Consider the following 25,860-nt stretch of genomic DNA (forward strand, 5'->3'; position numbering starts at 1 on the left):
CAAATTAAGGAGAATCATCAATTTATAACAAGAATTACAAATGTAAGGTTTCTGAATAATTTACTTTAGAAAAAAACGAATTATTCTTTGACGAAGGCTCCATGCAAGAATCACAAGAATTGCTCCAATACTTAGTATAAGATAAAGATTTAGATTTGATGGTAAATCAATTGGGTTTGATTGACCAATGAGTATAAAGTTTGACCAATAGAAAGGGTGGTCTGAGTAAGTACGAATCAGGTCTATTTTTGAATATCTGATTGCTTCATCTGTGGCAAGGCCTTTTTGAAGATAATAGTAAAAATGCTGAGAGAGCAAAGACATACTTTCATCGTGTGCATTCCAAATAGTTGTAATAACAGATGGGCAGCCTGCAAATTGAAAAGCTCTTGCTAAACTAATAATTCCTTCACCTTTTCGAATTTTTCCCTTACCTGTTTCACAAGCACTTAATACTACCAATTGAGTTTTATGTAAAGAAAGATTATAAAGTTCTGGTGTATAGAGACGAAAATCTTTGCCATCAGGAAAAAGGGCAATAAATGATTTGGATGGGTCTTGGTCATCTACTTGAGCGTGCGTAGCGAAATGGATGATGCCTTTATCTTGATAACTTTCTTGAAAATTTATTTTAGTTGCTTGCTTATCCTGTAGAATCTGACCGTTTATGCCCGTAATCTCATTGGCTGAAGCAGGTAATGCTTTAAAGCCTTGGTCACGGAAACGTCCTGCTTCTGCTCCATTACTGAAAGGAGCATAGGCAATGATTTCTGCATTTTGCTTTGAAAGAAATGAATCAAAGTGAAGTGAAGCAGAATTGGCATAGGAAAAAGTATATTTATAGACTAAATAATCGGCTTTTGCTTTCGGCTCTAATACCTCAAACGGTAAGTAGCCAATTATCTCATGACGAGAGACAATTATTTTATGGACGTCTTTTAGCGTTTTTTCAATAGGTTTTATCAAATATTGGTGAGCCCTTTGAGCCATGAAATGGCCTTTGTAAGCATCAATACCGGGTGGAGTATTAATATTCTGATAGGTTAGTGCGAGCGTTTTTTTGATGTTTTGAACATTGTTTGCTTTAATCAACTGAAAGCTTTTATTATTTAAGGCAATATAATAAAGTGCATGGTCGCCAAGGAAATAACTGATAAACGCTGTATTATTCCCTAGTTTTTTTTGAACGTCCTGAACACTTATTTTTTTGTTTTCATACTTAAGTTGGTAGTATTCTTTTGAAGAGGATTCAATTTTATTAATCAAATGATTGAGTTTGATTTTAGCATCTGATAAATCCGCTAAAGTTTTTTCATTACCAGAATCAAGAAGTTTTACTTGTAGTTTGACTATTTTTTGTCTTAATCTTGCTTCCTCTGCTAGTAGATTTGTATCAAGGTTTTTAGGACGGATAGAATTCTCTTTCACAACATCACCTAAGGTAGCCGCTTTACTTGCTTCAATGACATCAAAAAAAGCATTTGACCACCTCGTATCTTGTGTTTTTATCCAAAGTTGATAAATATTTTCAAGGGCTTTTTCGTAAACAGGGTATACCTTTTCGCTATAAAATAGCTTTGATTCGGGCATATCAAAAGTCTGACGGAGTCTTGAAATAAAAGAAATGGTTTGTAAATAAGTTTCAGCCGAAAGTTTCGGTGAGGTGGTGGCAAGTAAATCAGCTTTTTGCGTGAGAGCTACAAAATATTCTTGCGGAGCAATGATTCGCTCGAAAGAAAAAGTTGATTTTTGGTGAGTAGTATCTGCGGCTTTGAGGGCTTTTTCGCAGTGGATGAGTGCTTCTCCAGTAAGACCTTTTTGCTTATAGACTTCACTCAAACCATTTTCAATTCGTGCGACTTGAACACCTTTTTGGTGTTTGAAATTCTTAATAAATATCTCTAGGGCTTGTTGATATTTTTTTTCGGCCGATTCAACATTATTCATTGAGAGCAATGCTTCTGCTCTTTGGGTTAGAATATTTACCCATTGTCGTGGTTGAGTTTCCTTTGATTTTCGATAATATACTTCTGAATCATTAAGGGCTTTAAGAGCATCACTTGGTTTTTTCATTTGTTGATAACACCGAGCTATGGCTAAATAAATGGCCGATGTCTTATCGTCACTTTCAGTTAGTGGAAGGGCTTCTTGTAGTAGCTTTAGAGCATTTGCGTAATCTTTCTTTTCACGATAATATTTAGCCATATTACTCAACACCGCATACATATTAAGTGTAATGTGCTTTTGTTGGCCAATTTGTTTAGCTTGTTGAAAGTAGTTAAATGCTTGCTCGGAGTCTCCTAAGTCATCGACTAATCGACCATAGTTACTCAGAAATGTGATAACAAAAGCGGGCATTTGGTTTTCTATCCATTTCTTTTTTAGAAGGAAATCATAACCAATTTTGAAATGTTTTTCGGCTAAATTGAGCTTGTTGGGTATTCTTCTGTAGTATTCTGCCAACTCGGCATTAAGTTGAAAAAATAAAGTGTCGCGACTAACCCCTGAAATATATTTCAGGTTACTCATCCCTTCTAATACGCTTTTAGCCGCATTTTCATAATCATCTTTTGTAACATAAAAATCTACCGCTTCAAACAAAAAACATTGAATATAATACGGATATTTTTTATCGTTAAAAAGTCTTTTTTCTTGATTTTTATAAATCAAACGAGCTTTATCTAATGAAATCTGTTGGTTTTGTAGTTTGGTATAGACATCATCTCGCATACTATTGATTCGAGCAATAATGGGCTCATCCTGTGCAGAAGCGTTTAGCCCAATTATCACAGTCAATAGTAAAACGAGTAAGGGTTTGTTTATCATGGTTAAATCAAAAAGGACTGTAAATCAGTGTTACTCTTCTGTTCCAGCAGTTGGTGGTGGGACACGTATTTCTGCAATTGAACGTAGTTTAGTGCCAGTTGGTAAATACAATATGAAAGGTGTGTTGGTGGTTAAAACATCACCATAATAGTTATTCAAATAGTTTGATTTATTTTTTATCATTCCATTGGCATCGAAAAAGGTATTTATTGTACTCGTACTCGGCCGATGTGTGAAAACACGTAATCTATATGAAGGTAAATTGACTGATTTCGGGAGGAAATAAATAATACCATAATTATTTGCTGGTTTATCAGTCGCTTTTGAGAATGATAGCATACCATTATTTATAATGAACGCCTCTGATGTGCTAATGATATTATACTCTTCAAGGTTTCCAATACCCAAACCTACCCGTAAATTTACTGATGTATTATTTTTGATGACCCTATCGAAAATAATACTAAATGGATTGTATTTTTCAATGAAAATTTTATTTGTAAATCTATAAGCTTTCATACCCATGATACTACCTTCTTTGCGTTCAAAACTTCCGGCTTCTCTGACATAATATATCAAATTGGCATCATCCGACCTTACAGCAACATCTATTGGTTGATTATAAACATAAGAACTTGTCCACTGTGACTGTGTAATTAGGTTTAATAAATCTTGTGAAGATAAGTTTTGCATTGTTTGTGGAAGTGGTTGCTCAAAGGCAATTACTTCTTGGCTATCCAATACGATAGCATTTGGTGTGAGCCCAGTTAAAGAAGTAGTCACGTCACCGATGGCATTATCGGAAGCCTTGAAATCTCTTATTGCGTTGGCAGTATATGTATTGTTAGCTTCACTTTTGAGCGTGAATGATTTTAAATTGGCTATTTTCACATCATTAAAAGCGAAAGCCTGATTTGTACAGGTAAGACAAATCCAAGAACTTCCATTATAAACTCTTACTACACCGTAGGTTTTGTCAAAAACCATCATGCCAACTTGTGGATTTGAGAAATTCCTAATCTGTCCATTTGTCAAAACAGATAGCTTAAGATTTCCTGCCTCGCCAGGGAATAGTGTAATAGCTTGGCCATACACTTGGCAAGTTAAGACTAACAGCAGTATTATGGCCGATAAAATCTTTCTCATTTTAATTTTTGCTTTGGTAGAATGACTGAATTTGAACTTTTTTTTCCTTTGAAATTATTTTGGACGAATTTAGTCATAATTTTGTCAAAAGCATCGTATTATTTATTCAAATGATTTAAAACAAGACACTAAAATTAAAAAAGTTTTTTTGTGACACTAAGTTTTATTAAACTATGAATGATTAAGTTTTAATTGATACTTAATATACAGCAAATATTTTACAATAAATTTAACATTAGATACGCAAATACTGTAAAGACAAAGCCATCAACTGAAATGATTTTATTTCAGTTGATGAACAATTGTTTATTTTTATTTAATGAACTTGTTTAGGATTAACTTTTATATTTAATTTTTCGTAAAAAACGAACTGAGAATGCCAATAAATTTAAAGCCACCCAGTTAATTGCTTTCGTTTCAAACCTGACAAGTAATGCTTTGAAACTATCCATCCAAGCATTAGCGTGCTCAATGAGTACTCGTCGTTTGTATAACTCTTCATCAAAATGCTGATATTCAGTAGATTGATTTTCTATTTTGTTATTTCGAGAATTAACATCAATATTGGCTTCAATTTCTTTATTTTTACAAATTTGACGAAATTCTTTGCTATCGAATCCAGCATCAGCATTTAGAAAAAGGCCTCTGAGATTAATTCCTGCTTTTATGAGCATTTGACACAGTTCTTCAAAGAGTTCCTGAATATTATAAAGGTCGTTGTGTTTTCCTTCTTGTGGGCTGGCACATGCCAACATTTGTCCCTGATTATCAGCTAAAAAGAGCAAATTAGTTGTTTTTGATGCTTTTCGACCTTGATACCCAACAGCTTCACCTCCACGTTTGGCAAGTGTATGACTACCATCAAGTTGGATACAAGATAAGTCTAAATATGAATAGTTTGATGCTAAAATATTTATCCAAACTTTTGTCCAAGAGCCGTCCTTGACCCATTCATTAAAGTGATAATAGACTCCTTGCCATGTTAAAACCTTATTATTAAAAAATTGCTTTACTGGCAGTTGACGCCATTGACAACCTGTTTTCAAACGATATAAAATTGCTGAAACAATAGCTGTCAACTGTTCTATTTCACACTCTTTTCCACGTAAACCAATACTTAAATTTGGTAATATATATTGTTCAATCGTATTTTTACTCAAGATTTCCACTGTAGGTCTTTTTGATGATTCGCACCACAAAATTCAACCTATTTTGGGAATCTTTTTATAATACTAAACAACCTCAATGTTTAGTTGTGCTTATTAGACTGAAGATTAGCCTAAAATGAATTTATTTAGGCCAATCGTTAATGTTTTGCTTGAGTCTTCAAGTATCCTGCAGAAAGATTTTTCTGAAGGAACTCTTCTAGGTTTCAGAGAACCTATTTGAATAAGGTGAAGTTGTGTGGAGTCTAGTATAACAAAAGTTGTTGTTCTGTTATGGTTAATTCAATAAGGTGTGAAAATTTGTTTTTCACAATTCAATAGACCTAAAGCAATAAATTAATGAACTTATACTCCAAGTATTTTAGGATGAAGTTTTCATGGCTTTAAAGTTTTAATCAGCATCCTATACTCTTTTATAGATTTTTAGGAAATTTTATTATAATTAGTTTTCATACTCATTAATATCAGTCATATACTTGGATGTAACCTTCGTAATTGATTTTTTTTAATATTTTTTTGAAAATTGTTCAAACTTTCTTTAAGTGTCTGACTATCAATGACTGAGTATTGTTGAAAAATATACCGTCTAATAAAAAATAAAAAGTTTTTGCGTAGGAAAATTGTTTATGAAGTTCTACGGCTCGACTTTTGTTAATGCATTTTTTAGGTTAAAAATGTTAAAAAATGAGTAGCTTTGTAAATTGAGTAATAAAATAGTTATTTGAATGATATTCAAATGATAAATTCACACTTTCCGGGCAAGTTTTAGATTAAACCTTTTAAAAAAAATATCTAAGTGAGGTTACATTTAACAGACTCGTTGATATTAAATAAAAGAAGATGAATTTTAGTTTTTCAAAACAATGGAGTGACCAAGCAATTGTGGAGGGTATCCTTGCAGGAGGACGCCAAGAACATGATGCATTAATTGCCCTGTATAAAAAATTCCATATTTCATTAGAACGCTTTATTACTCATCGTAGCTCTGGCCGAGATTATGCCAAACAACCAGAAGATATTATATGGGAGGCAATCGAAGCTTTTGTAATCAATGTAAAAAAAGAATCCTACAATATAAAAGACGCTTCATTAGAAACATATTTAAAAAGTATTTGTAAAAACCTATGGTTTCGATATATTTCATCAGAAGCTTCACGCGATGAACGTCAAACTAAATATATGTTGGATTGGGATGAACTTGACGAAGATGTAAGCGAAACACTGATTGAAAAAGAAAATTGGTCGTATTACATAGATTTAGTTAATAAAGCGGGTAAAAATTGTAGATTAATATTAGATATGCGTTTGGTTGATGGTTTATCTATGCAAGAAATTTCACAAAAATTAATAAATGAAGGTATTTTTGAAAATGACCAAACAGTTCGAAATACCAAGAGCAAATGCTTAAAGAAAATAATGGAAATGATAAATTTGAACTTCTAATCTAAAATAAATTCATGACTGACCTTTTACAAGAGCAAATAGAGGATTACGTGATAGGTGTGATGTCGGAAATCGATAAAGTTAGCTTTGAGGAAAAGATAAAATCTGATTCACAGCTTCAAAGACAGGTATCCGAAACTCAACTTTTGCGTGAAATCTTAATTCGAAGCCGAATCCGCTCGAATATAAATGCTGTTCGTAAAGAGATTAAGGCCCCTTCAAAGGGTAGAGGAATAATGCTGACACTCGGTAGCTTTGCTGCTGCAGCGAGTATTTTATTATTCATGTTATCTTCGCCTTTGGTACTTACCTCACATGAATTTAGCTATCGTGGCGAATCTACTTCTGTTAGCCCAATAACTCAATCGCGAGCAAATGATTTTGAGCATGCACAAGCACTAATTAATAAAGGAACAAATCCTAAAGAGGCTATCAAACTTTTAGAACCATTGGCGTATAATTCGGAAGTTAGCTCGAATTATCAGCGTAATTCTAAGTGGATGTTGGTCATAGCTTATCTTCAAACGGATGAACCTGATAAAGCCGAAAAGGTTTTTGGAGAAATAAAGTGTGAAGGAGATGAATGTCCGTATTCGTTTTGGGAAAAGACCAAAGTAAAATGGCAGATATTTTGGGCTAAGCATTGAAAAAATGCCTACTTTTGCCAAAAATGAATTTAAAATTTTATGAATATTAGAATAGGACAAGGCTATGACGTACACCAATTAGCAGAAGGTTATGATTTATGCATTGGTGGTATAAAAATTCCACATACAGTTGGTTCAGTTGGTCATTCGGATGCCGATGTTTTGCTTCACGCAATGTGCGATGCACTTTTAGGGGCAGCAGCAATGGGCGATATTGGTAAACATTTCAAAAATACTGACCCTCGTTGGAAAGGTATAGATAGCAAGGTTTTATTGAAAATTGTAGTTGAAATGTTGGCAAAAGAAGGTTATAAAATCGGGAATATAGATTCTACCGTTTGTTTACAAGAACCTAAAATCGGAAAGTATATTCCAGAAATGATTAAGGCGATTTCAGAAGTAACAGGTTTGCCAGAAAACTGTATTTCAATAAAAGCCACAACTACTGAAGAGATGGGATTTGTAGGCCATAAAGAAGGTCTAGATGCCCATGCTATTGCTTTGATATATAAATGATAATACAGGTTTGATATTTTTATGTTGTTTTTAAGGAAGGCTTCGCTTTAAGCGAAGCCTTCCTTTTTTATGATTACATCGCCAATTTTAAGCAGATTGTCGAAAACCTCAAGGCCACTATATGATTTTAGCTGTTTTTCTTTAAATTGCATAAAACATTTCTAGACACATCAAAGACTTAGTTAGGGGCAAAAGTTTATCCATAACTATGACTGGACATTTTAAAACCACCATTATTTAATGAAAAAACTTGCTTTTACTTTTGGCTTGTTACTGACTATCAGCTCTTTACAAGCTCAGCAAATCAAAATTGGTGATAATGCTGGAACGGTTACTTTTGAAGAATACGAACCGAAATCTACACTTGTTGTACCAGGAAAGCCTATTACTAGAGCTAAATTCCCTTTTATTGATGTCCATAATCATCAGTGGGAAATGAATAGTAAAGAGAATCTCCAAAAGCTTATTGTGGAGATGGATAAAATGAATATGGGCTTAATGGTAAACTTGAGTGGAAGAGGTTTTAATCAAGATGAAACTAAAAGTACAGCGGGTTTAGTTGAAATGATAAATGCCGTTAAGACCAATTATCCTACGCGTTTTGCTGTGTTTACAAATATTGATTTCTCAAAAATTAATGAACCTGATTGGACAGCCAAAGCGGTAAAAACACTCGAAGAAGATGTGAAACTTCGTGGAGCAAAAGGCCTAAAAATCTATAAAAGCCTTGGTTTTAGCGTGAAAGATAATGGTAAATTAGTACCAGTTGATGACCCTCGTATTGACCCTATTTGGGCAAAAGCTGGTGAATTAGGAATACCTGTATTGATTCACACCGCCGACCCAGCCTCTTTTTGGGACCCACTCAATGCTCAAAACGAGCGTTGGTTAGAATTAAAAACTCACCCAGGACGCAAGCGTGATGCGAGTCAAGGAAAGGATTTTTCATGGAAGCAGTTGATTGAGCAGCAGCACAATGTTTTCAGAAAACACCCAAAAACTACTTTTATTAATGCACACATGGGTTGGTATCCAAATAATTTAGCTAAACTTGATAGCCTGATGGATGCATTCCCGAATATGTATGCAGAAATCGGTGCGGTTATTGCCGAATTGGGTCGCCAACCAAGAATGGCCAAGAAATTCTTTGAAAAACGCCAAGATAGAATTCTTTTCGGAAAAGATTCTTGGGTTCCTGATGAATACCAAACCTACTTTAGAGTTTTAGAAAGTGAAGATGAGTATTTTCCTTATCATAAAAAATACCATGCATACTGGAGAATGTATGGCATGGGGCTTTCAGATGAGGTTTTAAAGAAAGTTTATTATAAAAATGCCCTAAAAATTATTCCGGGCTTAGATAAATCTCAATTTCCTAAGTAAAACCTTTAAAGGAAGACTTCGCTCGAAGCGAAATCTTCCTTATTTTTTTATTATTACCTAAACTAAAATTAACATGAAAAAAACTTACCTCTTCATCATTGTGGGGCTATTGGCAAGTAGTATGAGTTTCGCTCAGAAAAAGAAAGCAGCCACTGCTCCGCCCGACAAACTTGAACTTTTAAAACAGGAGGTCATTAAGAAAATTGACGACCGACAAAAGTTTACGCAAGAAGTAAACGATATGATTTTTAGTTTCGGTGAATTGGGCTTTCAAGAATACGAAACATCAAAGTATCTAACTAATTTACTCGAAAAAAATGGTTTTACGGTTGAAAGAGGTGTAGCCGGAATGCCAACCGCTTGGATTGCTAAATGGGGTTCTGGTAAGCCTGTAATCGCCATTGGTAGTGATATAGACTGTATACCGAAGGCTTCACAGAAACCTGGAGTTGCTTACAAAGACCCAATCGTAGAAGGTGCTCCCGGCCATGGTGAAGGGCATAATTCGGGTCAAGCTCTCAATATTACTGCTGCATTAGCATTGAAAGAATTAATGGAGCGTGAAAAGATTTCGGGTACATTAATGCTATGGCCAGGAGTAGCCGAAGAGCAAGTAGGTGCAAAGGCTATCTTTGTTCGTGAAGGTTATTTCAAAGATGTAGATGCTTGTATTTTTACCCACGTGGGTGATAATCTAGGTGTTTCATGGGGTGATGCAGGAAATAATGGACTCGTTTCGGTAAAATTTCATTTTGAAGGTGAGGCTGCCCACGCAGCGGGTGCTCCTTGGCGTGGAAGAAGTGCCTTAGATGCCGTTGAATTAATGGATATTGGTTGGAATTTCAAGCGTGAACACTTGGAAACAACACAACGTTCGCATTATGTAATTTCTGATGGTGGCGACCAACCAAACGTTGTTCCATCGAAAGCTACTGTTTGGTATTATTTCCGTGACCGCACTTACCCAAGAATCAAAAAATTATTTGATAGTGGTATAAAGATAGCTGAAGGTGCAGCTATGATGACCGATACAAAGTTTACTTATGAAATTTTAGGTAGTGCTTGGCCAGGCCACTTCAATAAGCCTATTGCCGAAACAATGTATCAAAACATAAAGCGAGTTGGTTTACCACAATGGTCGGAGGATGACCAAAAGTTGGCAAAAGCTGCCCAAAAAGAATTGAAAGCTCCCAAAATTGAAGGATTAGCAACTAAACTTGATACGATGAGTGAGCCAGTATATTCACCAAATATTGTACGTCAAGGAGGTTCTGATGATATTGCGGATATTTCTTGGTCTTTGCCTACTGTGGTTTTACGTTATCCATCAAATATGCCAGGAATGCCGGGCCACCATTGGGCAAATGCCATCACAATGGCTACTCCAATTGCACATAAAGGTTGTACTGCAGGAGCAAAGGCTGAAGCGTTGACAATCTTAGATATGCTATTTAAGCCAGAAATTATTAAAAATGCTTGGGAATACTATAACAAAGAGCAGACAAAAGAGATTAAATATACGCCATTAATCTCGAAAGATGATAAGCCAGCTATTAAGCTCAACAAAGAAATTATGGAGAAGTTTCGCCCTGAAATGAGCAAGTATTATTATGACCCAACTAAATACAAAACGTATTTAGAACAATTAGGCATTAAATATCCTACGGTAAAAGAGTAAATATGATTTGATTCAAATTGCAGTCTTCATTGGATAGAAGACTGCAATTTGTTTAATATTAATCTTCTGGAAAAGGAACAAAAACAAATCCCGCAAATTCTGCTTCAATTACAAATAGGCAGCAATATTCATCGGCATTTTTGTAGTTTTCTTTGAATAACTCAATTGATTCTTCTCCAATTAGTTTTCGTTGCACAAATTCATCTAAAAATGATGCTTTGTAATCGAATTGAGTATCGAAATCAAGTCGTGTGAATAGCATTTGTCCAACCTCAACCATCGTACGGTTCACGACAAAAATAGGATAATCTGAAAAACCACGCTTACGAATTTGATAAGAAGCTTCTTTTAGATGGTCGGCAACTTTAATAAAATCCGATGCAATTTCACCCATAATCTTCCTATCGAGTTCGGGAGAGTTTACATCATCTAATATGGTATTTTCGTTTGAATGAGAAGTCATATTTCTAAGAAAATTTAATTTTTGTACAAAATTAATGAAACTATGCGTATTGAAAAACAAACCAATTTTTGACTGAATAAATTCAATATCGAACTTCACACAAAAAATTTAAAAAGTAATTTTTAGGCTAAGCTATTCGTTATAATTATTCATAGCTTCTTTTTTTTTGCACTATTTATTACACAAACTACCATGAATCTATGACAACTACAATCATTATCACCCTTTGTATTCTATTACTTTTAGCTTATATATTTGATATTACATCGGCCAAAACAAAAGTTCCTTCTGTCATTCTTTTGTTAATATTAGGTTGGTTGGTGCGTCAGAGTACCGATTTTTTTGAGCTAAAAGTACCTAATCTCAACGTTATTTTACCTGTTTTAGGTACTGTTGGCTTGATTTTAATCGTATTAGAAGGTTCATTAGAGTTAGAATTGAATCGTTCGAAATTTCCAATGATAGGTAAGTCTTCGGTGATTGCCTTAGTACCAATGCTTATTTTTAGTTTTGCATTGGCAGCTTGTTTTCAATATTTTGGAGAAAGTTCTTTTAAAATTGCTTTAGCAAATGCAATTCCACTAGGTATCATCAGTAGTGCGATTGCGATTCCGAGTGCGAGAAATTTATCGGTTGAAAAACGTGAGTTTATCACTTATGAAAGTAGTCTTTCGGATATTTATGGTGTAATTTTCTTTAATTTTATTACTTTAAACGATAATATTGGCTCTGAATCAGTAGGCCATTTTTTATTGGAATTATTGCTGATTGTTGTTATCTCGTTTGTTGCTACTTTAGGTTTGGCCTATTTGCTGGGGCGAATTAAACATCACGTAAAATACGTACCTATCATCTTACTGGTGGTTTTGATTTACAGTATTTCGAAGGTATATCACTTGCCTGCTTTGATTTTTATTTTACTTTTTGGTTTATTTTTGGGTAATCTCGATGAGTTGAAAAGTTTTAAACTCATTGAAAGACTAAAACCTGATATTTTAGATAAAGAAGTACATAAGTTTGGAGAATTAACCACCGAAATCGCATTTTTGATTAGAGCATTATTCTTTCTATTATTTGGTTTTTTGATTGAAACTTTAGAAATTTTAAATACGGATACCATCATTTGGGCGTTCGGAATAGTATTGGGTATTTATTTCCTTAGAGGATTACAACTCTATGCGATGAAAATTCCTTTAAAGCCTATTATCTTTATTGCACCTAGAGGTTTGATAACTATTCTACTGTTTTTATCAATTCCACTGGGGCAAAATATTAGTTTAGCCAATAAATCATTGATTATTCAAGTAATTATTCTAACTGCATTGGTTATGATGTTTGGGCTGATGCAGGTTAAAAATGAAGATTCAGAAACTGTAGACATCAATCGTTCTGAATTTTGAAAGTAACTTCACCTATGGTTGTCGTTTAGGCAAAAACGCCATTTTTATTGAAGATTACTTTGTATTTAGAGAAGTTTGACTTTAGTCTAAATATATTATTTGACTAAAGTCAAACTTGTTTTGTTTTTGCTTGATTCCGTCAGTTAAAACTTACGTCAAAGTGCCAAATCCTGTTGATAAATTTTAATAATTCGAGATGTCTCATTTTACATTCTTGCGGCAATCAAAAGGCTAAGGTCTTTGTATCTTAAATTAAATCTTTGGGCAAGTGGAAGATTAGTAAGGCTACCATTGAAGCAATATACTCCCTTGGTAAACCATTGCTTGGCAAAAATCATTTCTTCAATTCCTCCAACATTTCCTGCTTTTAACAAAAAAGGCGTAAAGACATTACTCAAAGCAATACTAGCAGTATGAGCTACTCTTGAAGCAATATTGGGTACACAATAATGGGTGATACCATATTTTTGGAAAGTAGGTTGGCCATGGGTGGTCATTTCTGAAGTTTCAAAACACCCACCTTGGTCAATCGACACATCAATGATGATAGAATTAGGTTTCATCCTTGATACCATTTCTTCGGTTACAATCATTGGTGCTACACCATCATCAGACCTCATTGCACCAATCACTACATCAGCTCTAATGAGGGCATCGGTTAAGGTATCAGAATCAATGATGGCTGTATAGATATGCTGCCCAACTGAATATTTTAAACGTTGAAGTCGATAAATATGCTGGTCGAAAACTTTAATCTCAGCCCCAAGTCCAAGGGCGGCACGAGCGGCATATTCGCCCACAGTTCCCGCACCAATAATGACAATTTTAGTTGGAGGTACTCCCGTAATTCCTCCTAAAATCATTCCTCTTCCATCATGGGCACTGCTTAAATATTCGGCGGCAATGAGCATTACAGTACTTCCTGCAATTTCACTCATAGTTCTGATAATAGGGAAGTTGCCGACTTTATCTTGGATAAGTTCGAAGCCAATACCTGTGATACGTTTTTCATTGAGGCGTTCAAAGTAATTTCGGCTAAGATTTGGTACTTTTAATGTAGAAATAATGGTCTGTCCGGGCTTTAGATAATCCATTTCAGAATCCATTAAAGGTTCTATTTTTACAATCAAATTGGCTTCATAAACTTCTTCTGGGCTGTAAACAATACGAGCACCAGCTTCGCTGTATTCAGTATCTGAAAATTTTGCTCCTTCACCAGCTCCTTTTTCAACCAATATTTCATGACCATTGCGAACTAAAAGTGCAACGGCATCAGGTGTGAGAGCAATACGGTTTTCTTGGAGTGAAATTTCTTTCGGTAAACCAATAAAAAGGTTTTTATCACTTTGTTTGACAATAGCCGGTGACTCTTGTGGATAGAGTGTAGATTGCCGTGCTAATTCCGAAATAGATTGTCCTGTCATGCTGTTTATTTAAAATTTACGCCCAAAATTTGTCAGTCTTTTGTAAAATAATTATACAACTAAGTGGTGGAAAACTCAAGATTTCTAGCCGATGAATCGGTTAGGGTAATTTTTATATTGAAACATTTTTCTGGAAGTAGTGATTCTACTTTTTCTGCCCATTCGAGTAAGCAAATATTGCCAGAATCGAAGTATTCTTCCACACCAAAATCAAGTGCCTCGGTTTCGTTTTTGAGTCTGTAAAAATCGAAATGAAAAATGGTTTCACTATCATTGGTTTGATACTCATTTACGATTGAAAAAGTAGGGCTTTGAATATGACCTTCTACACCAAGAGCTTTACAAACTTCTCTGATTAGAGTGGTTTTTCCTGCTCCCATTTCGCCTTCAAAAATCCAAATTCTATAATCTTTAGCGGCAGCAATTACTTGTGCTGCTATCGACGATAAATCTTCAATTTTATAAATCATTTTGCCCGCTTTGTTTGAATTATCTTGCAAAAATCGTATAAATACTTAAAATTATTTCAATCTGATTTTAGAAAATTCGTTTTTATAGAAAAATCAAATTTTCTTAGGCAATATATGTAGAAATCTGTTGATTTTTCGAGAACTTTGTTATTCGAATTCAAAAACACACGTGTAATTAGTCAGTAGCGATTGAATTTAGCTTTTCGAATGAAACTCTACGAATCGCTCAAAAGCAGTTTCATTTTGCAGTGACTTAATATTTTAGCTAAACTCAAAAGAATTTTTAAGTAGAATGTTCCAAGACAGAAAGCAAATCATTCTTAGTTTTTTCTTTTTAATCTGCGGTATCTATGCATTTAGGTTATTTTACCTACAAGTAATAGATGATACCTACCAAACGATTGGCTCGACGGGGGCTTTGAAGAAGGAGGTTCAGGTTCCGCTCAGAGGGCAAATCTACGATAGAAACGGAAAACTTTTAGTGGCCAATGTAGATGTTTATGACATGTACGTTACGCCGTATAAAGTGAAACCAATGGACACAACGATGTTTTGTCGTTTGTTCAATATTACTCGTTCATATTTTGATAGCACGATGACTGCAGCTAAAAGCTATTCTCGTAACCGTGCTACTCTTTTTCTACGCCAACTTTCTAAAGAAGATTATGCTCGTGTGGCAGATGCAATGGTGAATTTCCCAGGATTTACTTTTGAGCAATCTTTCTTCCGTACTTATCCTGCCCGCACAATGGCCAATGCTTTAGGTTATATTGGTGAAATTAGTAAAAAAGCTTACGAAGAGCAAGAAGTTGAATATTATCGTAGTGGAGATTATATTGGCATTACTGGTCTTGAAAAAGAGTATGAAATGGAATTGCGGGGTAGGCGAGGAGTGAAATTTACGATGATGAATGTTCACGGTGAAAATAAAGGCTCTTATTCAAATGGCGAGTTTGATACACTTGCTGTAATTGGCAAAAACTTATATACAACGGTTGATGTTGAAGTGCAACAATTGGCCGACAGTCTTTTTCAAGGAAAAACAGGCTGTGCGGTGGCTATTGAGCCAAGAAGTGGTGAAATTTTAGCCATTGGTTCATATCCTTATTACGACCCAAACATACTTTCAGGTAAACAGTTTGCCAAGAATTTTAAAGAATTATACCGAAATCCTGATAAACCACTCAATGACCGTGTAGCAACTGGTTTCTTCCGACCAGGTTCTACTTTTAAATTAGTTCAGGCATTAGTGGCTTTACAATTAGGAGCTATTACGCCCGAAACATTCTATGTTTGTGGAAACGCTCCTGTAAAATGTCACGGACACCCATCGGGTGATTTACATAATGCCGTTCGTTTTTCGTGTAACCCTTATTTTTATCAGGTATTCAGAAAAACAATGGGTATGGCTGGCGAAACAAATCCCTTCAAAGAAGCTCCTATTATGTTATCGAAATGGCACGAAATGGTTGCTAAGTTTGGTTACGGTCAGAAATTAGGAATTGATTTGCCTTCCGAATCATCAGGCTTACTACCAAGCGTTAAATACTATGATAAACGCTATGGTCAGTATCAGTGGAAATTCTCGAATATTTACTCATTAAGTATCGGTGAAGGTGAAGTTTCAGTGAATATGCTCAAAATGGCTAATTTGGCTGCTACGATTGCCAATCGTGGTTATTGGGTTACTCCTCACTTGGTTAGAGGTATTGGACAAAATGGGAAAGGTGTGAAACCTGAACATCGTGAAGTGCACAGAACAGATATTGATACCCGTAATTTTGAAGCTATCATTGGTGGTATGCAAGACGCAGTTGAGCGTGGTACCGTAGGTGGAGGAGCAGGTATAGTTGAAGGTATTGAAATTTGTGGTAAAACAGGTACTTCGCAAAACAAAAAAGGTAAAGATAACTCTATTTTTATTGCATTTGCTCCACGTTATAATCCCAAAATTGCTATTGCGGTGATGGTTCAAAATGCAGGTTTTGGTGGTTCGTATGCGGCTCCAATTGCTACGTTGATGATTGAGAAGTACTTGAAACGTAAGATTGAACGTACGGCTTTGAAAGAACGCATGATGAATACTCACATCAAAACTGTGGAAGCTATGGCTGCTGGTGCTAATGCCAAACCAATTCCATCGACTACGCAAGACTCTAAAATCAATACACCTTCGAATTCGAAGCCAAATGCTCCTGTAAAGCCTGAAAAAGGTGCTACAGAAAAAGTAATCAAAACAACATTCGTAAAACCAAAAGAACAAAACGTAAATCAAACAAAATAGTATGGCACGTGATATAGATATTAGAGAAGGAATTGATTGGACAACCGTTTGGCTTTATGCTTTATTGGTTATTTTTGGGTGGTTGAATATTTATGCAGCGGTTTATAATCCTGAAAATCCGATAACCATTTTTTCTACGTCTCATAATGCTGGAAAACAGTTGTTGTTTATTGCATCAACGTTTATTCTAATTTTAATTATACTATTCGTAGATTATAAGGTTTATGATTCATTTGCCTATATATTTTACGGATTTATTATACTCTTGCTGTTTGCAACCATCTTTTTGGCAACTGAAATTAAAGGCTCTAGGTCTTGGATTAAATTAGGAAGTACTTTTTCTTTACAACCCGCCGAGTTTTCGAAAATCTTTACGGCACTTGCAATATCAAGATATTTAAGTACTCAGGGGGTTAATATTACGAAAGTACGAGATGCCATTGTGGCAGGTTTGATTGTTTTTGTGCCGCCGATCATTATTATTCTTCAAAAGGAAACAGGTTCAGCTCTTACTTTTGCTGCGTTTATTGCCGTTTTTTACCGTGAAGGTTTACCGGGTATTTATCCCGCCTTAGGCATCGCTTTGGTTATTTTATTTGTACTAGTACTATTCTTTAATAAATTCTACGTAGTTGCAGGTTTGGCCGTAGCGTGTGGGTTATTTTGGTATTTCTTCTTGAAGCGTTATGAACGTACACGTCAAAATCTTATGCGTTTGATTGGTGTTTTTGTTATTGCTTCTGCTTTTGTTTTTGGTGTTAAATTCTTTACTACTAGTGTTTTACAACCACACCAACAGAAGCGTATTCAGGTATTGGTGAATCCAGATTCTGACCCGCTTGGGGCTGGCTGGAACGTAACGCAATCAAGGGTAGCGATTAGTTCGGGAGGTGTTATTGGTAAAGGTTATTTACAAGGAACACAAACAAAGTTTGATTTCGTACCTGAACAATCGACTGACTTTATTTTTTGTACGGTTGGAGAAGAATGGGGGTTTGTTGGTAGTGTAATTGTTATTCTTCTTTTTGCAGCTTTGTTGAATCGACTTATCAATTTAGCTGAAAAACAGCGAAGTAAATTTTCGAGAATTTATGGTTATTGTGTCGCTAGTATTCTCTTCTTCCATTTATTTGTCAATATCGGAATGACTATTGGCTTAATGCCTGTAATTGGTATTCCATTACCATTTTTGAGTTATGGTGGTTCTTCGCTTTGGTCATTTACTATTTTATTGTTTATCTTCTTGAAACTTGATGCTCATAGAAGTTATAAAGTTTAAAGTGTAAAGATTTAGTGATTTATGATGGAATGTAATTCATCAGAGTAAAATTTTGAGATGAAATAAAATTTCATTTATTTGCTCATAGATGCTTGAAATTCAGTAAATCCCTATTTTATCAAAACTAAACCAACATTATTTTATGGCAAATCCAGCATTTTCAGAAAAGACATTTACTAATATTGACTATTCTTTTGACCGCCAAGAGGTAATGACCGTTGAGTCAACTCTTACAAAGGTTGGTATTTTACTAGCGATTCTCGGAGCTTCATCGGCTGTTTCTTGGATAGGCCTTATGCAAGGATGGAGTATTGCACCTATGCTTATTCCTGCAGGTTGCATTGGGGGGCTTCTATGTGCAATTGTATTAGCGTTTAAGAAAGAGTGGGCACCTCAATTAGCACCTACCTATGCTCTGCTAGAAGGCTTGGCAATCGGAGCTATTTCTGCCATATTTCAAGAGTTTGCATTAATTGCCGCTGGGTTGACTTTTGGGGTAGTATTTGTGATGTGGTTTTTATATAAAACTAAAATCTTACAGGCTACACAAGGTTTTATTTTTGGTGTTGCGGCTGCTACTGGTGCAGTTTTTCTCTTATATATGCTTACTTGGATTTTAGATATGTTTGGGGTAGCTATACCATATATTCATGAAGGAGGCTTAATTGGAATCATTTTTTCATTGATAGTTATTACTATTGCAGCCATGAATCTCATTATTGATTTTCATTTGATTGAAAAAGGTGCTGAAATGCAAGCACCAAAATTCATGGAATGGTATGCCGCATTTGGCCTAATGGTTACGATTATTTGGTTATATTTAGAAATTTTGAAGCTTTTATTGAAGTTAGCTTCACGTAAGTAAGATATAAAAAAATCCCCGCACTTAGCGGGGATTTTCTATTTTTAAGGCTGTTTCTCTGCTTCAATAATATTGCCTTGTATTGAGAGTTTGACTTTTACAACATTCTTATTTTCATTTCTAATAAATTCTACAGTACCGCCATAACCTAGTACTTCAAATATCTCAACTTCTTTTGTAGGTGCTAGTTCTGCCGAGCCTTGTCCAACAGCTTCACCGAATAATTTGCCGTTTTGAATACTAACGATTAATTCTTCAAAAGGTCCTTCTTTTACCTTATATTTACCAACGTAGGCTTTTGCCGCAACGGTATCAATGGCAGCGACAGGTGTTGTAGATGTACTTTGTGCTACAGTTTCAAAGCTACATGCAAAAATGCCTAAGATTACGAATAGTGCAATTTTCTTCATTATTATTTAATTTAATTGAAAGTTATTTTATCTTAGATAATTTGTTTTATCTAAATTATGCATCGGTAAATATAATTATTTTAATAATCTTTTTGAAAATAATTTGATGAATGGTTAATTAAGCTAGAAATGAGATAAAACTTGATAATATGCTTCTTACCCTATGATGTTTATCATGTATGACAAGCACTGAAAACTGTTTTTTTGCACCCAAAAATCGAATCTTATGCATATCACAACTGCCGACGAAGCTCTTAAATTTGTTAAATCAGGAGATAAAATTTTTATTCATAGTGTAGCTGCCGTACCACATCATTTAGTTAGAGCCTTAGTGGCAAGAGTTAATGAAATTAAAGGTATTGAAATCTATCACTTGCATACAGAGGGTGAAGCACCTTATACCGAGCCACAATACGCCGAAAACTTTCACACCAATGCTTTCTTTATAGCTAAAAATACCAGAACCGCCATTGCAGAAGGGCGTGGTAGCTACATACCTGTTTTCTTATCTGAAATACCGAGATTGTTTACCCAAAACATCATTAAATTAAATATTGCTCTCATTTCGGTTTCTACACCTGATAAAAGTGGTTTTTGTTCATTGGGTACTTCGGTAGATGCTACCATTGCTGCGATTGACTCCGCAGATATTGTGATTGCACAAATTAACAAAAATGTGCCTCGTACGCTGGGTGATGCCCAAGTTCATACAAGTCGAATTCATTATTTTGTGCCATTTGATGAGCCTCTGCACGAAGTTTCTTGGGGTGAATCAACGCCTGAGCATAAAAAGATTGGTCAACATGTTGCATCATTAGTTGACGATGGAGCAACGCTTCAAATGGGTATTGGAAGTATTCCTAATGCGGTATTAGCTGCTTTAGAAGAGCACAAAGATTTAGGGATTCATACAGAAATGTTTTCTGATGGGATAATTCCATTGGTTGAAAAAGGGGTGATTACAGGTAAATTTAAAAAGCGGAATAGAGGTAAAATTGTTTCTACTTTTATGTGTGGTTCAAGAAAATTGTATGATTTTGTTGATGATAATCCCCTCGTAACAATGATGCGTGTTGATTATGTGAATGATACTTCTATTATTCGCCAAAATCCTAAAGTTACTGCAATTAATAGTGCCATTGAGATTGATATTACAGGGCAAGTTTGTGCTGATAGTATTGGTTATAGTATGTATTCTGGAGTTGGTGGTCAAATGGATTTTATTAGAGGTGCTGCCCTTTCTGAAGGCGGAAAGCCCATAATTGCTCTAAATGCAACTACTGCAAAAGGTTTGTCAAAAATCGTTTCTCATTTAAAAGAAGGTGCAGGGGTAGTAACTACTCGTGCTCATGTACATTATGTGGTGACTGAATTTGGAATTGCCTATTTATTTGGGAAAAATTTGGTTGAAAGAGCTAGAGAATTAATTAAAATTGCTCATCCTGCTCACCAAGAAACATTGGCTCGTGAGGCCTACGAACGTTTTAAACATTATAGTTCAGCAATGTTTTAAAGAAAAAAATAACTACACATTGATTAGTATTTAGATAAAATAACTACCAATATTTGTTTTTATAAATAGAACTTGTTTAGGATTAACTTTTATATTTAATTTTTCGTAAAAAACGAACTGAGAATGCCAATAAATTTAAAGCCACCCAGTTAATTGCTTTCGTTTCAAACCTGACAAGTAATGCTTTGAAACTATCCATCCAAGCATTAGCGTGCTCAATGAGTACTCGTCGTTTGTATAACTCTTCATCAAAATGCTGATATTCAGTAGATTGATTTTCTATTTTGTTATTTCGAGAATTAACATCAATATTGGCTTCAATTTCTTTATTTTTACAAATTTGACGAAATTCTTTGCTATCGAATCCAGCATCAGCATTTAGAAAAAGGCCTCTGAGATTAATTCCTGCTTTTATGAGCATTTGACACAGTTCTTCAAAGAGTTCCTGAATATTATAAAGGTCGTTGTGTTTTCCTTCTTGTGGGCTGGCACATGCCAACATTTGTCCCTGATTATCAGCTAAAAAGAGCAAATTAGTTGTTTTTGATGCTTTTCGACCTTGATACCCAACAGCTTCACCTCCACGTTTGGCAAGTGTATGACTACCATCAAGTTGGATACAAGATAAGTCTAAATATGAATAGTTTGATGCTAAAATATTTATCCAAACTTTTGTCCAAGAGCCGTCCTTGACCCATTCATTAAAGTGATAATAGACTCCTTGCCATGTTAAAACCTTATTATTAAAAAATTGCTTTACTGGCAGTTGACGCCATTGACAACCTGTTTTCAAACGATATAAAATTGCTGAAACAATAGCTGTCAACTGTTCTATTTCACACTCTTTTCCACGTAAACCAATACTTAAATTTGGTAATATATATTGTTCAATCGTATTTTTACTCAAGATTTCCACTGTAGGTCTTTTTGATGATTCGCACCACAAAATTCAACCTATTTTGGGAATCTTTTTATAATACTAAACAACCTCATAATATATCTATTTTTGTCGAAAAATAAGGATAAAACAATCTTTTATAAAATGGCAAAAGTAACCGAGCATCTAAAGAGTAATAATGGGAAACCTATTTTTTCGATAGAAATTATTCCGCCTACAAAAGGTACGAATATCAATGAATTACTCAACGCCATTGAGCCAATGATGGAGTTGAAGCCACCATTTATTGATGTAACTTTTCATCGTGAAGAATATTTTACGAAACAGATGCCTGATGGTTCGATAAAAGAGATTCGTACGCGTAAACGTCCAGGTACGGTTGGTATTTGTTCATCAATTATGAATCGTTTCAAAATAGACCCTGTGCCGCATGTACTTTGTGGAGGATTTACGAAAGATGATACAGAAGACTTACTGATTGACCTCAATTATTTGGGGATTGATAATGTATTGGCCCTAAGAGGTGATTTTGCTAAGCCTTATGATACCTTTAAGCCCAAAAAAGATGGACATCAGTACGCCAATGAATTGGTTGGTCAGATTAAAAATATGAACCAAGGAAAGTATTTGCACGAAGATGCCGAATACTTAAATGCCAGTGATTTTTGTATTGGAGTAGCGGCTTATCCTGAAAAACACTTCGAAGCTCAAGATTTAGAGCAAGATATGGAAAATTTAAAGCGAAAAGTAGCCGCTGGGGCCGACTATATCGTGACGCAAATGTTCTTTGATAATCAAAAGTATTTTGATTTTGTAAATAAATGTCGTGCAGAAGGAATTACAATTCCTATTATTCCGGGGTTGAAAGTTTTGGCTACTAAAAAGCAATTAGATATTTTACCTAAATTGTTTTATTTAGACATTCCTGAAGCATTTAGAAAAGAAGTTTTAGCCTGTGAAAATGATAAACAAGCTAAACAAATAGGAATAGAATGGGCAGTACAACAATGCCGTGAATTAATTGATTTTGGTGTGCCAGCATTGCATTTCTATACAATGAGTAAGTCTGACACTACAATGGCAGTTGCGAGACAAGTATTTTAATAATACTAGGTAGAGACGTTTCATGAAACGTCTCTACTTTATTTTTAAGGTAATATCAACGCATACCCTTTATTCTGAAAGGTACTAAAAGTAATGAGTGCCGATTGAGCCACTTTGATATTGGCATTACGTTTTTCATCTACTAATTTTCTTGCTCTCAAAGACTGTCCACACACAAAGAATTTGACTCCGTTTTTCGCCAATTCATTGATTAGAGTTGTATTTGGGTTGGGTATACCAAATTTTTTCTTGTAAGCTTCATCTTCTAAAATAATTGGGGTAGCTAAAAAATGAAATACGCCAACAACATCAATATTCTCTTTAGGAATTCCAGCTTCCGCATGAAGGTTTACTAATCTGGCTAATTTATCTAAGGAAGCATTCACTGAATCGGGCTTATCAGATGCTTTTGATAAATCAACAATGATTTTATATTTCATTTTTTTATCGGCAACTGGTATTGCTTCGGGTACTTCAAACATACCGCCGCCACTTTTAATCACTGGAAAAACTTTTGTTTGTGAAAATCCCTTAGTGGCTAATAGAATACATAACAATAAAAGTACTTTGTTCATGTTTATGAATATTTAGAGTAAAAAAAGGGCAGATAACTACGTGAATTATCTGCCCTAAATTTATCAATAATATGTTAGATTTCAATTAAATATCTACTTTCGCATATTTTGCATTTCTTTCAATGAAATCACGACGAGGACCAACCTCATCGCCCATAAGCATGGCAAATAAGTGGTCAGCTTCAGCGGCAGATTCAACCGTTACTTGCTTTAAAGTACGCTTGTCTGGTCGCATGGTAGTTTCCCAAAGCTGTTCTGGGTTCATTTCTCCAAGACCCTTATAACGCTGAATACCTACGCTATCTTCACGGCCAGCACCAGCTAAACGTTTCACCGCTAATTCACGCTGCTCTTCTGTCCAGCAATATTCTTCCTCTTTTCCTTTCTTTACCAAATAAAGTGGCGGTTGGGCAATGTAGATGTAGCCTCTTTCGATAAGTTCTTTCATATAACGATAGAAGAACGTAAGAATAAGCGTACGGATGTGGCTGCCATCAATATCGGCATCGGTCATGATGATAATTTTATGGTAGCGAAGTTTATCGGTATTCAAGGCACGCTCATCGCCATCTCTACCGATTTGTACGCCTAAAGCCGTGAATATATTCTTAATTTCTTCGTTTTCGTAAATTCTGAACTCTTGTGCTTTTTCAACATTAAGGATCTTACCACGTAAAGGCAAGATAGCTTGGAAAGCTCGATTACGACCTTGCTTGGCCGAACCACCCGCTGAGTCACCCTCAACTAAGTAGACCTCACAAATACTTGGGTCTGATTCTGAACAGTCAGCTAATTTACCAGGTAAGCCAGTTCCAACCAAAACATTTTTGCGTTGAACCATTTCACGAGCTTTCTTAGCTGCAATACGGGCTTTGGCTGCTAAAATTACTTTATCAACAATTATACGAGCTTCTTTTGGGTGCTCTTCTAAATAGTTTTCAAGCATTTCTGCTACACAAGCACTTACCGCCGATGTTACCTCGCTATTGCCTAATTTAGTTTTTGTTTGACCTTCGAACTGAGGTTCGGCAACTTTTACTGAAATAACCGCCGTTAATCCTTCACGGAAGTCATCACCACTAATATCAATTTTTTCTTTGGCTAAAATACCTGATTTCTCGGCATAACTCTTCAAAGTACGAGTCAACGCCATACGGAAGCCTGATACGTGCGTACCACCTTCATGCGTATTGATATTGTTTACGAAAGAATATACATTTTCACTGTAACTTGTGTTATAAAGCATGGCCACGTCAACTGGAACGCCATCTTTATTTCCTTCCATAAACATTGGTTCAGGAATTAAACGCTCACGGCCTGCATCAATATAAGATACAAATTCTGCTAGTCCGCCTACTGAGTAGAATGTATCCGTTAATGCATTTCCGTCTTCGTCTATTTCACGGAGGTCAGTCAATACAATTGTGATACCTTTATTCAAAAAAGATAGCTCACGAAGACGATTCGCTACTGTTTCGTATTTATATTCAGTAACTGTAAAAATACTATTATCGGGCTTGAAAGTTACTTGCGTACCTGTATCTTCTGCCGTACCGATTTCACGTACTGGATAAAGTGGTTTTCCGATACTATATTCTTGTTCGAAGACTTTTCCTTCACGATGCACTTCTACACGTAAGTGAGTAGAAAGAGCATTTACGCAGGATACCCCCACACCGTGCAAACCACCTGAAACTTTATAGGTATCTTTATCGAATTTACCACCAGCGTGAAGTACGGTCATTACCACCTCTAAAGCTGATTTCTTTTCTTTCGAGTGCATTCCAGTTGGAATACCACGGCCATTATCTTTTACTGTTACCGAATTATCTGGATTAATTGTTACGTTGATGGTGTCGCAATGTCCTGCTAAGGCTTCGTCAATTGAGTTGTCAACAACCTCCCAAATGAGGTGGTGAAGTCCTTTGGCACCAATATCACCAATATACATGGCCGGACGTTTCCTTACTGCCTCTAATCCTTCAAGAACTTGAATGTTTTCCGCACCATAATCTGCCTTTGACTTCTGAGGCTCTAAGCCTTCTTGATTTTCTGCCATAATTAATTGTTTAAAAAAATTTAACTATCAGATTTTCCGAATAGAATATCTTAAAATAGTAAACAGTTTATATCGAAAATTTACTTTTTTAACTACAGTAAAAGATGTAAAAAAACTGTGCTTTTTTGTTGGCAACCTATACCTGAGTATTTAAGTTTGTTACTCACAGTTTTTTGTCTAATTTAGTTGTAAAGATACAAAAAAATATCGGATTTTTAAAATTTATTCCATGCTCAAAATGCTTCAAAATGACGTTTTTTTAGCATTTTTTTGGTAAAAATTTAAATAATGATAAAACTTATAACATAGACACT

The 25,860-nt window shown here is 35.2% G+C and carries 21 protein-coding genes; 11 read left to right on the forward strand and 10 right to left on the reverse strand.

Annotated elements, in window-relative coordinates:
- Positions 1 to 60: 60 nt before the first annotated feature.
- The 3 genes from EMTOL_RS12725 to EMTOL_RS12735 all read right to left on the reverse strand — a co-directional run bounded on the left by EMTOL_RS12725 (position 61) and on the right by EMTOL_RS12735 (position 5,141).
- Entirely contained in the window at positions 61 to 2,826 is a 2,766-nt protein-coding gene (locus EMTOL_RS12725; RefSeq protein WP_015029701.1) for a CHAT domain-containing protein, read from the reverse strand.
- A gap of 30 nt (positions 2,827 to 2,856) precedes the next feature.
- Positions 2,857 to 3,972: a hypothetical protein gene (locus EMTOL_RS12730; protein ID WP_015029702.1), complete on the reverse strand. Its 1,116-nt coding sequence runs from the start codon at positions 3,970 to 3,972 to the stop codon at positions 2,857 to 2,859.
- A 335-nt stretch (positions 3,973 to 4,307) separates the two neighbouring features.
- Entirely contained in the window at positions 4,308 to 5,141 is an 834-nt protein-coding gene (locus EMTOL_RS12735) for an IS5 family transposase (protein ID WP_015027236.1), read from the reverse strand.
- 837 nt (positions 5,142 to 5,978) lie between these two features.
- On the opposite strand from EMTOL_RS12735, the gene EMTOL_RS12740 reads away from it, so the two are divergent.
- The 5 genes from EMTOL_RS12740 (at position 5,979) to EMTOL_RS12760 (ending at position 10,805) form a co-directional block, all read left to right on the forward strand.
- Entirely contained in the window at positions 5,979 to 6,581 is a 603-nt protein-coding gene (locus EMTOL_RS12740; RefSeq protein ID WP_015029703.1) for an RNA polymerase sigma factor, read from the forward strand.
- Between the two features lie 14 nt (positions 6,582 to 6,595).
- Positions 6,596 to 7,228: a hypothetical protein gene (locus tag EMTOL_RS12745; protein ID WP_015029704.1), complete on the forward strand. Its 633-nt coding sequence runs from the start codon at positions 6,596 to 6,598 to the stop codon at positions 7,226 to 7,228.
- Between the two features lie 39 nt (positions 7,229 to 7,267).
- Positions 7,268 to 7,744 (forward strand): 2-C-methyl-D-erythritol 2,4-cyclodiphosphate synthase, encoded by a 477-nt coding sequence (gene ispF, locus EMTOL_RS12750; protein ID WP_015029705.1) that lies wholly within the window; start codon positions 7,268 to 7,270, stop codon positions 7,742 to 7,744.
- Positions 7,745 to 7,984: 240 nt separating this feature from the next.
- Positions 7,985 to 9,127, forward strand: coding sequence for an amidohydrolase family protein (locus tag EMTOL_RS12755; protein ID WP_015029706.1), 1,143 nt, complete (start codon positions 7,985 to 7,987; stop codon positions 9,125 to 9,127).
- A 73-nt stretch (positions 9,128 to 9,200) separates the two neighbouring features.
- Positions 9,201 to 10,805: an amidohydrolase gene (locus EMTOL_RS12760; protein ID WP_015029707.1), complete on the forward strand. Its 1,605-nt coding sequence runs from the start codon at positions 9,201 to 9,203 to the stop codon at positions 10,803 to 10,805.
- Between the two features lie 58 nt (positions 10,806 to 10,863).
- On the opposite strand, the gene EMTOL_RS12765 is transcribed toward EMTOL_RS12760, so the two are convergent.
- Positions 10,864 to 11,268, reverse strand: coding sequence for a hypothetical protein (locus tag EMTOL_RS12765; RefSeq protein ID WP_015029708.1), 405 nt, complete (start codon positions 11,266 to 11,268; stop codon positions 10,864 to 10,866).
- 200 nt (positions 11,269 to 11,468) lie between these two features.
- Here EMTOL_RS12765 and EMTOL_RS12770 point away from each other — a divergent pair, with 200 nt between their 5' ends.
- Positions 11,469 to 12,668 carry a cation:proton antiporter gene (locus EMTOL_RS12770; RefSeq protein WP_015029709.1) on the forward strand — a complete coding sequence of 400 codons (1,200 nt, stop codon included), beginning with the start codon at positions 11,469 to 11,471 and terminating at the stop codon, positions 12,666 to 12,668.
- Positions 12,669 to 12,874: 206 nt separating this feature from the next.
- Here EMTOL_RS12770 and EMTOL_RS12775 read toward each other — a convergent pair whose 3' ends face one another.
- Positions 12,875 to 14,092, reverse strand: a complete 1,218-nt coding sequence (locus EMTOL_RS12775; RefSeq protein WP_015029710.1) for an alanine dehydrogenase — start codon at positions 14,090 to 14,092, stop codon at positions 12,875 to 12,877.
- Positions 14,093 to 14,151: 59 nt separating this feature from the next.
- Positions 14,152 to 14,562, reverse strand: a complete 411-nt coding sequence (tsaE, locus tag EMTOL_RS12780; protein ID WP_015029711.1) for a tRNA (adenosine(37)-N6)-threonylcarbamoyltransferase complex ATPase subunit type 1 TsaE — start codon at positions 14,560 to 14,562, stop codon at positions 14,152 to 14,154.
- Positions 14,563 to 14,854: 292 nt separating this feature from the next.
- Here tsaE and EMTOL_RS12785 point away from each other — a divergent pair, with 292 nt between their 5' ends.
- From EMTOL_RS12785 to EMTOL_RS12795, 3 genes are all read left to right on the forward strand, one after another.
- Complete coding sequence (locus EMTOL_RS12785) at positions 14,855 to 16,846, forward strand: penicillin-binding transpeptidase domain-containing protein (protein WP_015029712.1); 1,992 nt, start codon at positions 14,855 to 14,857, stop codon at positions 16,844 to 16,846.
- A 1-nt stretch (position 16,847) separates the two neighbouring features.
- Positions 16,848 to 18,125 (forward strand): rod shape-determining protein RodA, encoded by a 1,278-nt coding sequence (rodA, locus tag EMTOL_RS12790; protein WP_015029713.1) that lies wholly within the window; start codon positions 16,848 to 16,850, stop codon positions 18,123 to 18,125.
- 142 nt (positions 18,126 to 18,267) lie between these two features.
- Complete coding sequence (locus EMTOL_RS12795) at positions 18,268 to 18,990, forward strand: Bax inhibitor-1/YccA family protein (RefSeq protein WP_015029714.1); 723 nt, start codon at positions 18,268 to 18,270, stop codon at positions 18,988 to 18,990.
- A gap of 41 nt (positions 18,991 to 19,031) precedes the next feature.
- Here the strand turns inward: EMTOL_RS12795 and EMTOL_RS12800 are convergent, their stop codons facing one another.
- Positions 19,032 to 19,397 (reverse strand): hypothetical protein, encoded by a 366-nt coding sequence (locus EMTOL_RS12800; protein WP_015029715.1) that lies wholly within the window; start codon positions 19,395 to 19,397, stop codon positions 19,032 to 19,034.
- Between the two features lie 226 nt (positions 19,398 to 19,623).
- Between EMTOL_RS12800 and EMTOL_RS12805 the strand changes: the two genes are divergently transcribed.
- Positions 19,624 to 20,910: an acetyl-CoA hydrolase/transferase family protein gene (locus tag EMTOL_RS12805; RefSeq protein ID WP_015029716.1), complete on the forward strand. Its 1,287-nt coding sequence runs from the start codon at positions 19,624 to 19,626 to the stop codon at positions 20,908 to 20,910.
- Between the two features lie 82 nt (positions 20,911 to 20,992).
- On the opposite strand, the gene EMTOL_RS12810 is transcribed toward EMTOL_RS12805, so the two are convergent.
- Complete coding sequence (locus EMTOL_RS12810) at positions 20,993 to 21,826, reverse strand: IS5 family transposase (protein ID WP_015027236.1); 834 nt, start codon at positions 21,824 to 21,826, stop codon at positions 20,993 to 20,995.
- A 126-nt stretch (positions 21,827 to 21,952) separates the two neighbouring features.
- Between EMTOL_RS12810 and metF the strand changes: the two genes are divergently transcribed.
- The gene (gene metF / locus EMTOL_RS12815; RefSeq protein WP_041693557.1) at positions 21,953 to 22,912 is read left to right on the forward strand and encodes a methylenetetrahydrofolate reductase [NAD(P)H]; all 960 of its coding nucleotides are present in this window, start codon (positions 21,953 to 21,955) and stop codon (positions 22,910 to 22,912) included.
- Positions 22,913 to 22,956: 44 nt separating this feature from the next.
- On the opposite strand, the gene EMTOL_RS12820 is transcribed toward metF, so the two are convergent.
- A complete protein-coding gene (locus tag EMTOL_RS12820) occupies positions 22,957 to 23,487 on the reverse strand; it encodes a DsrE family protein (RefSeq protein WP_015029718.1) in 531 nt (176 codons plus the stop codon).
- 85 nt (positions 23,488 to 23,572) lie between these two features.
- A complete protein-coding gene (gene gyrB / locus EMTOL_RS12825; RefSeq protein WP_015029719.1) occupies positions 23,573 to 25,546 on the reverse strand; it encodes a DNA topoisomerase (ATP-hydrolyzing) subunit B in 1,974 nt (657 codons plus the stop codon).
- Positions 25,547 to 25,860: the final 314 nt, after the last annotated feature.

It is taken from the genome of Emticicia oligotrophica DSM 17448, from assembly GCF_000263195.1.
GTDB classification, from domain to species: Bacteria; Bacteroidota; Bacteroidia; order Cytophagales; family Spirosomataceae; genus Emticicia; species Emticicia oligotrophica.

Excerpts from the sequence above, each read along its gene's own strand:
- rodA (WP_015029713.1), top strand. The coding sequence starts at position 16,848 with ATGGCACGTGATATAGATATTAGAGAAGGAATTGATTGGACAACCGTT.
- EMTOL_RS12725 (WP_015029701.1), bottom strand. The coding sequence starts at position 2,826 with ATGATAAACAAACCCTTACTCGTTTTACTATTGACTGTGATAATTGGG.
- EMTOL_RS12775 (WP_015029710.1), bottom strand. The coding sequence starts at position 14,092 with ATGACAGGACAATCTATTTCGGAATTAGCACGGCAATCTACACTCTAT.
- EMTOL_RS12760 (WP_015029707.1), top strand. The coding sequence starts at position 9,201 with ATGAAAAAAACTTACCTCTTCATCATTGTGGGGCTATTGGCAAGTAGT.
- EMTOL_RS12755 (WP_015029706.1), top strand. The coding sequence starts at position 7,985 with ATGAAAAAACTTGCTTTTACTTTTGGCTTGTTACTGACTATCAGCTCT.
- metF (WP_041693557.1), top strand. The coding sequence starts at position 21,953 with ATGGCAAAAGTAACCGAGCATCTAAAGAGTAATAATGGGAAACCTATT.
- EMTOL_RS12740 (WP_015029703.1), top strand. The coding sequence starts at position 5,979 with ATGAATTTTAGTTTTTCAAAACAATGGAGTGACCAAGCAATTGTGGAG.
- EMTOL_RS12820 (WP_015029718.1), bottom strand. The coding sequence starts at position 23,487 with ATGAACAAAGTACTTTTATTGTTATGTATTCTATTAGCCACTAAGGGA.
- EMTOL_RS12795 (WP_015029714.1), top strand. The coding sequence starts at position 18,268 with ATGGCAAATCCAGCATTTTCAGAAAAGACATTTACTAATATTGACTAT.
- EMTOL_RS12785 (WP_015029712.1), top strand. The coding sequence starts at position 14,855 with ATGTTCCAAGACAGAAAGCAAATCATTCTTAGTTTTTTCTTTTTAATC.
- EMTOL_RS12770 (WP_015029709.1), top strand. The coding sequence starts at position 11,469 with ATGACAACTACAATCATTATCACCCTTTGTATTCTATTACTTTTAGCT.
- EMTOL_RS12765 (WP_015029708.1), bottom strand. The coding sequence starts at position 11,268 with ATGACTTCTCATTCAAACGAAAATACCATATTAGATGATGTAAACTCT.
- EMTOL_RS12730 (WP_015029702.1), bottom strand. The coding sequence starts at position 3,972 with ATGAGAAAGATTTTATCGGCCATAATACTGCTGTTAGTCTTAACTTGC.
- EMTOL_RS12805 (WP_015029716.1), top strand. The coding sequence starts at position 19,624 with ATGCATATCACAACTGCCGACGAAGCTCTTAAATTTGTTAAATCAGGA.
- gyrB (WP_015029719.1), bottom strand. The coding sequence starts at position 25,546 with ATGGCAGAAAATCAAGAAGGCTTAGAGCCTCAGAAGTCAAAGGCAGAT.
- ispF (WP_015029705.1), top strand. The coding sequence starts at position 7,268 with ATGAATATTAGAATAGGACAAGGCTATGACGTACACCAATTAGCAGAA.
- tsaE (WP_015029711.1), bottom strand. The coding sequence starts at position 14,562 with ATGATTTATAAAATTGAAGATTTATCGTCGATAGCAGCACAAGTAATT.
- EMTOL_RS12800 (WP_015029715.1), bottom strand. The coding sequence starts at position 19,397 with ATGAAGAAAATTGCACTATTCGTAATCTTAGGCATTTTTGCATGTAGC.
- EMTOL_RS12745 (WP_015029704.1), top strand. The coding sequence starts at position 6,596 with ATGACTGACCTTTTACAAGAGCAAATAGAGGATTACGTGATAGGTGTG.